The sequence below is a fragment of the Desulfurococcus sp. genome (assembly GCF_049970475.1).
Lineage (GTDB): Archaea > Thermoproteota > Thermoprotei_A > Sulfolobales > Desulfurococcaceae > Desulfurococcus > Desulfurococcus amylolyticus.
Genome location: NZ_JBMFMW010000037.1, coordinates 1 through 680, shown reverse-complemented (window position 1 = coordinate 680; position 680 = coordinate 1). Strand labels below are relative to the sequence as shown.

Annotated in this window: 1 pseudogene; it reads right to left on the bottom strand. The window is 46.6% G+C overall.

What is annotated here, in order from left to right:
- Positions 1-247: pseudogene (locus ACP5N5_RS03490) on the bottom strand (AMP phosphorylase); the annotation flags it as partial.
- Positions 248-680: the final 433 nt, after the last annotated feature.

Genomic DNA, 680 nt, shown 5'->3' with positions numbered 1-680 from the left:
CTCCTTCTGAAACCCTTAGCGCCGAAGCCGTCTGCGTTGATAAAGCTACTACACCGGGTTGAGTAACCGTCCTACTAGTTATAACCATTGCGTAAGCCGAGTAGTCTCCAGCAGTAACTAAAACAATGTTGTTTGTAACTACACCTAATTCCTCAGCATCACCACTATTCATTATAATTAAATTCCTATGTATATCCAGGTCAATTATTTTTACATTAAATAGCTTAGACTTACTCTCAAACCCCATTACTATCCCACCCTAATCCCATGCACCGGGCAAAAAGAGCTATGATTACCCATAAGAGTTTTTAAACATTTACAATTGAAAGCCCCGTCTTTTAGGGTTGGGTTGGAGATTTACGGGTTTTGTTTTCTCTTGTGTTTCTTGGTGATGAGTCTTTAGTGTTTACGAGCCTCAGCTATATTCGAGGCTGTGATCGCTGGAAACCATAGCCCCGCGTTAAGCGGGGTAGGGGTAGCGCGCCCGAGACCGGGCGCGGGACTAAACCAGGTAAGAGCCTGGAATGAAGCCCCAAACCACCCCGCAAAACCCCACCCTAAAGGGCAGTGAGGAGGTCAGACACACCTCCGAGAGGGGCTGAAATCTTTCTGTGTGTTTAGAGGAGGGGTTTATATGGGTTGGTGGGCTGGGTGGAGTCCTCTAGGTGAAACCATGAACA